Annotated in this window: 9 protein-coding genes and 1 pseudogene; 5 read left to right on the top strand and 5 right to left on the bottom strand. The window is 44.4% G+C overall.

The annotated features are described in order from the left end of the window. Window positions 1-242: 242 nt before the first annotated feature. Both B2Z67_RS05030 and B2Z67_RS15930 read left to right on the top strand, forming a co-directional pair. Window positions 243-611, top strand: a pseudogene (locus B2Z67_RS05030) (AAA family ATPase); the annotation flags it as partial. 47 nt (window positions 612-658) lie between these two features. Next, complete coding sequence (locus tag B2Z67_RS15930) at window positions 659-742, top strand: hypothetical protein (protein ID WP_414630782.1); 84 nt, start codon at window positions 659-661, stop codon at window positions 740-742. 96 nt (window positions 743-838) lie between these two features. Here the strand turns inward: B2Z67_RS15930 and B2Z67_RS05025 are convergent, their stop codons facing one another. The 4 genes from B2Z67_RS05025 to folP all read right to left on the bottom strand — a co-directional run bounded on the left by B2Z67_RS05025 (window position 839) and on the right by folP (window position 5,650). Continuing rightward, a complete protein-coding gene (locus B2Z67_RS05025; protein ID WP_291528724.1) occupies window positions 839-2,158 on the bottom strand; it encodes a TldD/PmbA family protein in 1,320 nt (439 codons plus the stop codon). Further along, the gene (locus B2Z67_RS05020) at window positions 2,158-3,696 is read right to left on the bottom strand and encodes a TldD/PmbA family protein (protein ID WP_291528723.1); all 1,539 of its coding nucleotides are present in this window, start codon (window positions 3,694-3,696) and stop codon (window positions 2,158-2,160) included. The genes B2Z67_RS05025 and B2Z67_RS05020 overlap by 1 nt, the downstream gene beginning before the upstream one ends. A gap of 259 nt (window positions 3,697-3,955) precedes the next feature. Beyond that, window positions 3,956-4,723: a diadenylate cyclase CdaA gene (gene cdaA, locus B2Z67_RS05015; RefSeq protein WP_291528722.1), complete on the bottom strand. Its 768-nt coding sequence runs from the start codon at window positions 4,721-4,723 to the stop codon at window positions 3,956-3,958. Between the two features lie 60 nt (window positions 4,724-4,783). Further along, complete coding sequence (gene folP, locus B2Z67_RS05010) at window positions 4,784-5,650, bottom strand: dihydropteroate synthase (protein ID WP_291528721.1); 867 nt, start codon at window positions 5,648-5,650, stop codon at window positions 4,784-4,786. Window positions 5,651-5,754: 104 nt separating this feature from the next. On the opposite strand from folP, the gene B2Z67_RS05005 reads away from it, so the two are divergent. Further along, the gene (locus tag B2Z67_RS05005) at window positions 5,755-7,053 is read left to right on the top strand and encodes a UDP-N-acetylmuramoyl-tripeptide--D-alanyl-D-alanine ligase (RefSeq protein ID WP_291528720.1); all 1,299 of its coding nucleotides are present in this window, start codon (window positions 5,755-5,757) and stop codon (window positions 7,051-7,053) included. Here the strand turns inward: B2Z67_RS05005 and B2Z67_RS05000 are convergent. Beyond that, complete coding sequence (locus B2Z67_RS05000) at window positions 7,044-7,445, bottom strand: VanZ family protein (protein WP_291528719.1); 402 nt, start codon at window positions 7,443-7,445, stop codon at window positions 7,044-7,046. The genes B2Z67_RS05005 and B2Z67_RS05000 overlap by 10 nt on opposite strands. 103 nt (window positions 7,446-7,548) lie before the next feature. Between B2Z67_RS05000 and B2Z67_RS04995 the strand changes: the two genes are divergently transcribed. Next, on the top strand, window positions 7,549-8,919 hold the full coding sequence (locus B2Z67_RS04995; protein WP_291528718.1) for a sodium-dependent transporter: 1,371 nt from the start codon (window positions 7,549-7,551) through the stop codon (window positions 8,917-8,919). Between the two features lie 2 nt (window positions 8,920-8,921). Further along, window positions 8,922-9,854 (top strand): helix-hairpin-helix domain-containing protein, encoded by a 933-nt coding sequence (locus B2Z67_RS04990; protein ID WP_291528717.1) that lies wholly within the window; start codon window positions 8,922-8,924, stop codon window positions 9,852-9,854. Window positions 9,855-9,943: the final 89 nt, after the last annotated feature.

The following is a 9,943-nucleotide window of genomic DNA, read 5'->3' as shown; positions in this document are numbered from 1 at the left end:
AGCTTCTCTGATTTCTTTCACTAAGAAGAGAAGAATCCGCGTTCATCCGCTTCATCCGCATACCCATTCCCACCGCTAAATTCTCATTTATGACGAGACTCTTATGAATAATGCAGGTAAGAAAATGTGAGGAATCTGCTGATGAGTCAAAATCTATTCTATTTTTGCTGTATAGTAGAATGCATTGCATATCTTTGTGCTATGGGAAAGGAAGTTGTCTTAAACAAAAACATTGGAATTATATGAAAGAGACATTGAGAAAATATCCTATCGGTATACAGAACTTTGAGGATTTACGCAATGGTAATTACATATATGTTGATAAAACTGCATTGGTTTATCAATTGGCTAATACCAATAAAGTCTATTTCCTTAATCGTCCGCGTCGTTTTGGGAAAAGCCTTCTTGTCTCTACATTAGAAGCATACTTTTCCGGGAAGAAAGAATTGTTCAAAGACCTTGAAATAGACCGGTTGGAACAGGAGTGAACTGTTTATCCCATATTGCATATTGATTTCAGCAGAACAAAATATACTGCTATAGAAGATTTGCAGGAACAGTTGAATCTTTATCTGAACAGTTGGGAAAAGCTCTATGGCAAAGATAAAGAAGGAAACATCAATACGATGGCTATCATTTCAGTGAAAACTGCGAAGATATTTACAACCCTTTTAGTCTTTTCAATGCTTTCTCCCAAAAGGACTTTAAAAGTTTAAGTCTACTAACATTCATCCGCAGATGACACAGGTTACGCAGATTCAGCTAAAACCGAATCTGTGTAATCCTGCGTTATCTGCGGATGAAAAATATATAAAGGTCTATTATTATAATAAACGCTTTACAGGCCGCTAAAGTCAACCCCTTCAAATACCAATGAAGGTATCAACCAGCTACGTTCCGGACGTGGGTCATTGCCGATAGCCACCAACGAGTTCCACAGTGTCAGGAAATTACCGGTGATGTTCATTTCATTGACAGGCTGCGTCAATTTGCCGTTCTCGATAAGGAAACCTTCCACGCCGTAAGAGAAATCGCCCGTATTGCTATTGCTGTTACCGCCGTTAAGCCCGGTCACAAGGATACCGTTTTGTACATCAGCCACCAATCCGTTGAGGTCTTTATTGCCCGGAGTCAGCACCAGACGGGACGGACCGCTCAAAGTAGGCTCTACTCCCATCTTCTTGGCGCTGTACGTATCGAAGAAATAAGTCTTCAACACGCCGTTCTCAATAATAGACCGGCGCTCCGTTGCCACACCCTCAGCGTCGAAGTAACGTGAGCCGTTGGCACCTATCACATGCGGGTCGTCCATCAACATCAGCTTATCGGAAAATATCTTCTGATCCAGTTTATCAATCAGGAAAGAATTCTTTTGCTGCAAAGAAGAACCACTAAGAGCGCTCAGCACAGGACTCAACATACGTCCGGAGTTCATCGGGTCAATGACCATCGTATATTTACCGGACTTCACCTTCTTCTGCCCTAACTTGCGCAACACACGTTCCAACGCCTTAGAGCCGACATTCGTTTTGACTAACTTGTCATAAAACAAAGCGCTTTCGCTCCAATAGTCCGACGGACGGGTTTCGCCTTCACCTTTGATTGCCACACTGGCAGAAACCGAATACCAGGTAGATTTTGATTCACCTTCGAAACCATTGCTTATCAACCGGTAAGAAGCACTTTCTCCGTCACCGTAAGAAGTCTCCACGGAAATGATACGCTCATCTTTACCCATAGCCTCCTCGGCGGCGGCACGGGCAAGGGCTACCTTATCATCGGGGTTGATACCGAAGATTTTATCATCGAACAACTGCAAATCAGGCTTTCCGCCTTTATAATAGCGGGCAGGGTCTGCCAATACACGGAATTCATCCTGAGCCAGGTAGCGGGTAGAGTCGATACCGTTCTTGATAAAAGTCTCAAGTTCCTTCTTGTCCAGACGGTTGGTAGAGTAATTGCCATAACGTCCGTCTACATACAGATTGATTCCCAAACCGTTTTCGGAAGCCTGTTGCAGGCGATCCATCTTGGCGTCACGCAGTTCGAAAGAAGTGTTAGAATTGGCATACAATGTAACCTTGGCTGCCTGGCAACCATTCTTCAGAGCGAAATCCATCGCCCATTGAGCCAGTTTTTTATTATTGTCCGTTATCATCAGTTTTCTCCTCCTACAGTTAATTTACTTACTAAAGCCGATGGCATACCGCAAGTTACCGGAGCAGACTGTCCGTCCTTGCCGCATGTCCACGTACCGTTGTCAATCTGTTCATTGCTCGCCACCATGGTGATGTCCGCCAATGCTTTCGGCCCGTTACCGATAATATTAATATCTTTGATAGGCTGCGTCAGCTTACCGTCTTCAATCAGATAACCGAATTTCACGAAGAACGTAAAGTCGCCGGCGCCTATTTGTACCTGTCCGTTGGTAAACTGCTGCGCGTAGATACCGTTCTTTACAGTAGATATGATATCTTCTTCCTTCGTATTTCCGGCTTCCATATACGTGGCACGCATACGGGGGATAGGCACATTGCGGAACGTTTCACGACGTCCGTTTCCGGTAGGAGCTACACCGTAATACTTGGAACTGATGCGGTCGTGCAGGTAGCTTGTCAATACGCCATCCTTTACGATGTAAGTCTTCTGACCCTCCACACCTTCGTCGTCGAAATTAACGGAACCACGGTTGAAAGGAATAGTACCGTCGTCCACCACACTGATGTGTTCGTTGCATATCTTCTTATTCAACTGGTCAGAGAAAATAGAGATGTTCTTACGGTTGAAGTCTGCTTCGAACGCATGTCCGATAGCCTCGTGCAACAGGATGCCCGAACCGCCGGATGCCATCACTACAGGAAGTTCGCCGCCTTTGGGTTTAATGGCCTTGAACAGGAGCGTTGTGTTATCCACTACCTCACGGGCTATTACTTCGATGATATCGTCCGTCATAAACTCAAAACCCTTGCGGTAGGAACGGGTGGCGTAATTGTTCTCCATACGCCCGCCTTCTTCCATAACGCAGGAAGCCATGTATGAAACCATCGGGCGGTAATCGTAGTAAGTAACGCCTTCCGAATTGCAGAATAACACATGAGTGGTACTGTCCCTCAAAGATGCCTGCACTTTGCGTACCCGTTTATCCAGCGCAAATACTTTATCGTTCAGTTTCTGCAAGTAAGGCATCTTTTCTTTCAGGCTGACTTCTTCCCACGGGGTAACCACGGAGTAGCGGCTCTTTTCGATGGTCTTTTCCTTGAATGCAACAGGCTTGCCTGCCTTTCCCGAAGATGCTATGCGGGCAGCCGTACGTGCGGCACGCAACATTTCTTCCAACGTTACGCCTTCCACATAAGCATATCCGCTCTGGTCGCCGGATAACACGCGCACTCCCATACCGAAGTCGATATTCGAGCTGCAATTGTTCACCTTGCCGTCCATCAGAGATACTGCGTTGTTAAAAGAGTGTTCAAAATAGAGGTCGGCATAATCTCCGCCTTTTTCAAGTGCAGCAGTCAGTACCTTCTTCAGGTCTGCCTCTGTTACACCGAAATGGTTCATTGCCGCAGCTACGGCAGACTTGTTATCCGTTCCTCCTAAAGCTCCCCGTACCGTATCCGGCAGGGCGAGCGACGGGGTAGCCAGCGAACCTAATACCGCCAGACTCCCCATCCGTAAGAAATTCCGTCTATCCATTTTGTTATATTAATTAATAATACGAAGTACTCATCTTTAATTATCTTATAGTATGAATGAGAATTTATGCTTGAGCACAGAGTCACAGAGACACAGAGTTTTATCTTTCTTTTAAGAAGAGAACCTGAAAGAGTACACAGAGAGGGCGACTACGTCGCAGAGAGAAAAAACGCTGTGCCTCTGTGTCTCTGTGTTCAAGCATTCGCTAAACTCTCATTTATATAAGACGTTATTTATCTTTAATTTGTCACATACGGAGCTAACTTTTTTTCGTCAACAGGCTTTCCAACTCTTCCGCATTCAAACGCAGGTAGAATTGCCCTTCATAAGCAACAGAAATAGAGCCGGTTTCTTCGGACACAATAATGGCATGTGCATCAGATCCCTGTGAAATACCCATTGCCGCCCGGTGACGTAAACCCAATTCCTTCGGTATATCCAAATTATGGGATACAGGCAAGATACAACCGACCGCTTTTATACGCCCCTTGCTAATAACCATCGCCCCGTCGTGCAACGGACTGTTTTTAAAGAAGATATTCTCTATCAGACGTTGATTAATATCCGCATTAATCATTTCACCCGTACGCACCACTTCGTCCAAAGGCAGATTATGCTCAATAACAATCAGCGCCCCCATCTTCCGTTTACCCATGCTGATACACGCCATAACAATCGGCATTATTTCATCATGCTTGATGCTCTCTTGTTTATTCCCGGTAAAAAAGCGTACCAATGCGCTGGCATGCCGGTGCGAACCAAGCGTCAGCAGGAAACGCCTTATCTCATCCTGGAAAAGAATGATAAGCGCAAGAACTCCCACACTTACCAACTTGTCAAAGATGGAACCAAGTAACTTCATCTCCAACACCTGCGACACCACCAGCCATATCAATATGAATATAAGGATACCCGTAAACACATTAATGGAACCGGACGCTTTCATTAGCTTGTATGTATAGTAAAGCAAGAAAGCAACCAACAGGACATCAATAACATCTTTTATACCTACTTCAAAGAAAAACACGTTATCTTAGGATTTATGGTTTATAATTATATGATTTAACGAATGAAGCGGCTTTCCTTATCATTCTATCACCTTATTAGTATTACTCCGCATAGCCTCTACAAGCTTCACGGTTTCCACCGCTTCACGGATATCATGTACCCGGAGGATATCAGCACCTTTCATCAAACTGATGGTATTAAGCGCCGTTGTTCCGTTCAATGCTTCATGAGGTGTATTTCCCAATAAACGGTAAATCATTGATTTACGGGAAACGCCCACCAACAAAGGCAGTTCGAAAATACGAAACTCTTCCAAATGCGCCAGAAGTTCATAGTTATGTTCTATGGTTTTTCCGAATCCGAAACCGGGGTCAAGGATAATGTCCTTCACTCCGAGGTTGCGCAACTGTTGTACTTTAAGGGCGAAATACATAAAAACCTCTTTCAGCAGATTATCATAATGCGGATGCTGTTGCATGCTCTGCGGGGTTCCCTGCATGTGCATCATAATATAAGGTACATTCAGTTCGGCAACCGTACGAAACATATCCGCATCCATTTCACCGGCAGCTATATCATTGATAATCGCCACTCCATACTCTTCCACACACATCCGTGCAACGTCGGCGCGGAAAGTATCGACTGAGACGATTGCTTCAGGATGTATCTTACGCAATAATTCCAATCCTACACGTAAACGTTCCATCTCTCCATGCGAAGAAACATGCTCCGCGTTCGGGCGGGAGGAATATGCACCGATATCTATCATATCAGCGCCTTCGTCCAATATCCGGTGTATCCGGCCGGTTATCTCAGCCTCGGTTTGCATACGCGAACCGGAATAAAAAGAGTCGGGGGTTACATTCAGAATCCCCATGATGCGGGGAGTGGAAAGGTCGAACAAAGAACCGTTGACATTGATATATTTAGGGGATAATGCTTCCATGAATGTTTCTTTTTCATTTCTATCCTGCAAATGTAAACAATTTAATGTAAGTTTGCAATGTTTTTAGAAAACAGAAAAACAATATCTTAAAGCAGAAGTTAAGTATGGATATAAATGCTCTTTACCGGGTGTTCCAGGAATGCACCGGAGTGACTACCGATAGCCGCAACTGTCCCGAAGGTTCTTTATTTATCGCCCTGAAAGGTGATACTTTCAATGGAAACGCCTTTGCCGCCAAAGCATTGGAATCGGGAAGCGCTTATGCTGTGGTAGATGAAGCAGAATACATCCCGTCAGGAGATACACGCTATCTATTAACAGACAATTGTCTGCGCACGTTACAACAACTTGCCAACTACCACCGCCGGCAGTTAGGCACACGCATCATCGGAATCACAGGTACCAACGGAAAAACAACGACCAAGGAACTGATGGCCGCCGTACTTTCCCGGTCGTATAATTTGCTCTACACACAAGGTAACCTGAACAACCATATTGGCGTACCTCTTACCTTATTGCGCCTGAAGCCCGAACACGAATTAGGCATTATAGAGATGGGTGCCAGTCATCCCGGAGACATCAAAGAACTGGTAGACATAGCCGAACCGAATTTCGGTATCATTACCAATGTAGGCAAGGCGCACTTAGAAGGCTTCAGTTCTTTCGAAGGAGTTATCAAGACCAAAGGAGAGCTGTACGATTACCTGCGCGAACATAAAAATTCCACAGTCTTCATTCATCATGACAATGCATACCTGAAAGAGATTGCCGGAGGATTGAATCTGATTTCCTACGGAAGCGAAGACGGATTATATGTCAACGGACATGTGACGGGTAATTCCCCTTATCTGGCCTTTGAATGGAAAGCGGGCAAGGACGGCGAACGCCACAACGTACAGACGCAACTTATCGGCGAATATAACCTCCCGAATGCGCTGGCTGCTGTTACCACCGGCCGTTTCTTTGATGTAGAACCGGCTAAAATAGATGCCGCTTTAGCAGAATATACCCCACAAAACAATCGTTCACAGCTAAAACAGACCGCAGACAATACGCTGATTATTGATGCGTACAATGCCAACCCCACCAGTATGCAGGCTTCGCTGTCCAACTTCCGTACTATGAAGGTTGAAAACAAGATGCTGATACTGGGAGATATGAGAGAGTTAGGAAAAGACGGGCCGGAAGAACATCAGAGGATTGCAAATCTCCTTGCGGAATATGGATTTAAAGATGTAATGCTGGTAGGCAACCTGTTTGCTGCAGCAAAACATAACTTCCCGGTTTATCCGGATGCTGCGGCAGTCATTGACGCCCTGAAGCAAAACAAGCCTCACGGAAAAACCATTCTTATCAAAGGCTCAAATGGGATTAAACTGAATACGGTGGTTGATTATTTATAATCACTCCTCTTCCGCATCCACGGACGCAATACATAGTAACTTGTCAACGAAGCAATAAGCGCTCCCGCTGTATTTGCAGTGAAGTCCCACCAGTCGCCGCCGCGGTAACTTGTGCAATATTGTTGCAACAATTCCACTATACCGCTGAAGAGTACAGGACATACAAAGGCTCCCACCCATGCATGCCATAAGGGAGAATCATTTCTCCGGTGTGCCCGAAGAAACTCCAGCCACAACATACCAGACAGGCCTAAATACATACAAAGGTGTGCAATCTTATCAATATTCGGAATATCGTTCAGATCAGTTGAAGGCGGTTTAAAGAATGATAAATAAATCACCGTCAGTATTATCAATAACGATACCGGATATTTCTTAATATAGTATAGCATAGTTCAATTTATAAACGATTTGCAGGCAAAAGTACAGAACATTTTCTATATTTGCACATTCCGACATGGAATAATAACAAGATGAAAGAAATATCTACCTTTTATGACTAAAAATGACAGAGCCAACTTTGGAAGTAAATTAGGCATTATCCTTGCTTCGGCAGGTTCAGCGGTCGGACTGGGTAATATCTGGCGATTTCCTTATGAGACAGGTAACCACGGCGGAGCCGCATTTATCCTTATTTATATAGGATGTGTATTCGTATTAGGAATCCCCATTATGGTGTCCGAATTCCTCATCGGACGGCACTCACAAGCCAACACTGCCGGAGCTTATCAGAGGCTCGCGCCTGGTACGCAATGGCGTTGGGTAGGACGCATGGGGGTACTGGCAGGCTTTCTCATTTTAAGTTATTACTCCGTTGTGGCAGGTTGGACGCTGGAATTTATCAGCGAAGCCGTTACTAATAGCTTTGCCGGAAAAACCACCGCCGACTATATCAATACTTTCAATTCGTTCTCCACCAATTCCTGGCGACCTGTTATCTGGTTGATACTCTTTCTTCTCGCCACGCACTTCGTTATAGTGAAAGGAGTGGAAAAAGGCATCGAAATGTCTGCCAAAATCATGATGCCCATGTTATTCATCCTGTTAATCATACTGGCAGTCTGCTCCATTGCATTACCCGGTTCAGGCGCCGGTTTGGAATTCCTGCTGAAACCGGATTGGAGTAAGGTCAATGCCAATGTGTTCCTTAGTGCGATGGGACAGGCATTTTTCTCTTTAAGCCTGGGAATGGGATGCCTCTGCACATACGCGTCGTACTTCAAAAAAGACACGAATCTGACAAAAACCGCTTTCAGCGTAAGTGTCATTGATACATTTGTAGCCATACTGTCAGGACTAATTATATTCCCTGCAGCATTCTCCGTAGGCATTCAACCGGATGCGGGCCCCAGTCTTGTCTTTATTACACTGCCCAATGTATTTCAACAGGCATTCAGTGGAATACCTCTGCTGGCATACATGCTCTCAGTAATGTTCTACGTTCTTTTGGCTGTTGCCGCGCTTACTTCTACCATTTCCATGCACGAAGTGGTAACCGCTTATCTGCATGAAGAATTCCGCTTAAGCCGGAAACGGGCGGCAAGTATAGTTACAGGCGGATGCATCTGCTTAGGCATATTATGTTCTTTGTCGCTCGGGGTGGGCAAAGATTATACTTTATTCGGGTTGACCTTATTCGATTTGTTCGACTATGTCACTGCCAAGATTATGTTACCGTTAGGTGGTCTGTGTATTTCCGTCTTCACCGGTTGGTATCTAAATAAGAAGATAGTCCGGGAAGAAGTCAGCAACAACGGGACATTAAAAATACCGCTCTACAAATTGCTGGTATTTATTTTGAGGTTCATAGCTCCGATAGCCATTGCAATTATCTTCATCAAAGAACTGGGGTTCTTGAAACTGTAGAAATGCAAAAGCTATTCAAAGACTTCTTTTATTTTTCCCGGGGAGAAAAGCTGGGTATCCTGATACTAATAGCCATAATAGGTATCATTTTTCTCTCAGGATATATTATATCCGTTTGGCAGCATAAAGACGGCACCTCCGAGGTTGATACAATAGCAGAGGTAGCAGCCCGGCAGGAATATGAAGAGTTTATTGCTTCCTTAAAGGAGACGGAACGACCTCAAAGAAGAAGATATACTTCTACCGGATATGAAGAAGAGAAGATTCCTGTAATCCTGAAAACATTCAATCCCAATGCAACAGATTCAGTAACATTCAGGCAATTGGGACTACCGGCCTGGATGGTTAAGAATATCCTGAAATACCGGTTAAAAGGCGGGAAGTTCCGGAAAAGCGAAGACTTCAAGAAGATATATGGAATGACGGAAGAGCAATACGCTCTTCTTTCACCTTATATATATATCACTCCTGAAGACACTGCATACAATACTCCGAAGCTATATACGCCCGAAACACCGCGTACGGAAAGTATGAAGTACACAACAGGCACTGTTATCAACCTGAACCTTGCAGACACTACTGAACTGAAAAAAGTTCCGGGCATCGGAAGCGGTATCGCCCGTTTGATTACCGGTTACCGTCAACGCTTAGGCGGTTTCTATCAGATAGAACAACTGAAGGATATCAACCTTGACGCTCAACAATTGCACGCCTGGTTCAGCATTAATCCGGAAGAAGTGCATCGGATTAATTTGAATCGCAGCAATGTAGAGCAATTACGTTCTCATCCTTATATCAATTTCTATCAGGCCAAAGCTTTTATAGAATATCGCAGAAAGAAAGGTAAAATCACCGGTTTGAAACCTTTTTCTCTTTATGAGGAGTTCACCGAAACTGATTTGGAGAGAATCAGCCACTATGTTTGCTTTGACTGAATTCAAATAAGTCAATGTTCATAATTAGTTTATACTATCATTTTTTAGACGCAGATAACGCGGATGACACGGATCTCTTTTTATTTTCC

The organism is Bacteroides sp. UBA939 (assembly GCF_002293435.1).
Lineage (GTDB): Bacteria > Bacteroidota > Bacteroidia > Bacteroidales > Bacteroidaceae > Bacteroides.
This window is presented reverse-complemented; position numbering and strand designations above follow the sequence as displayed.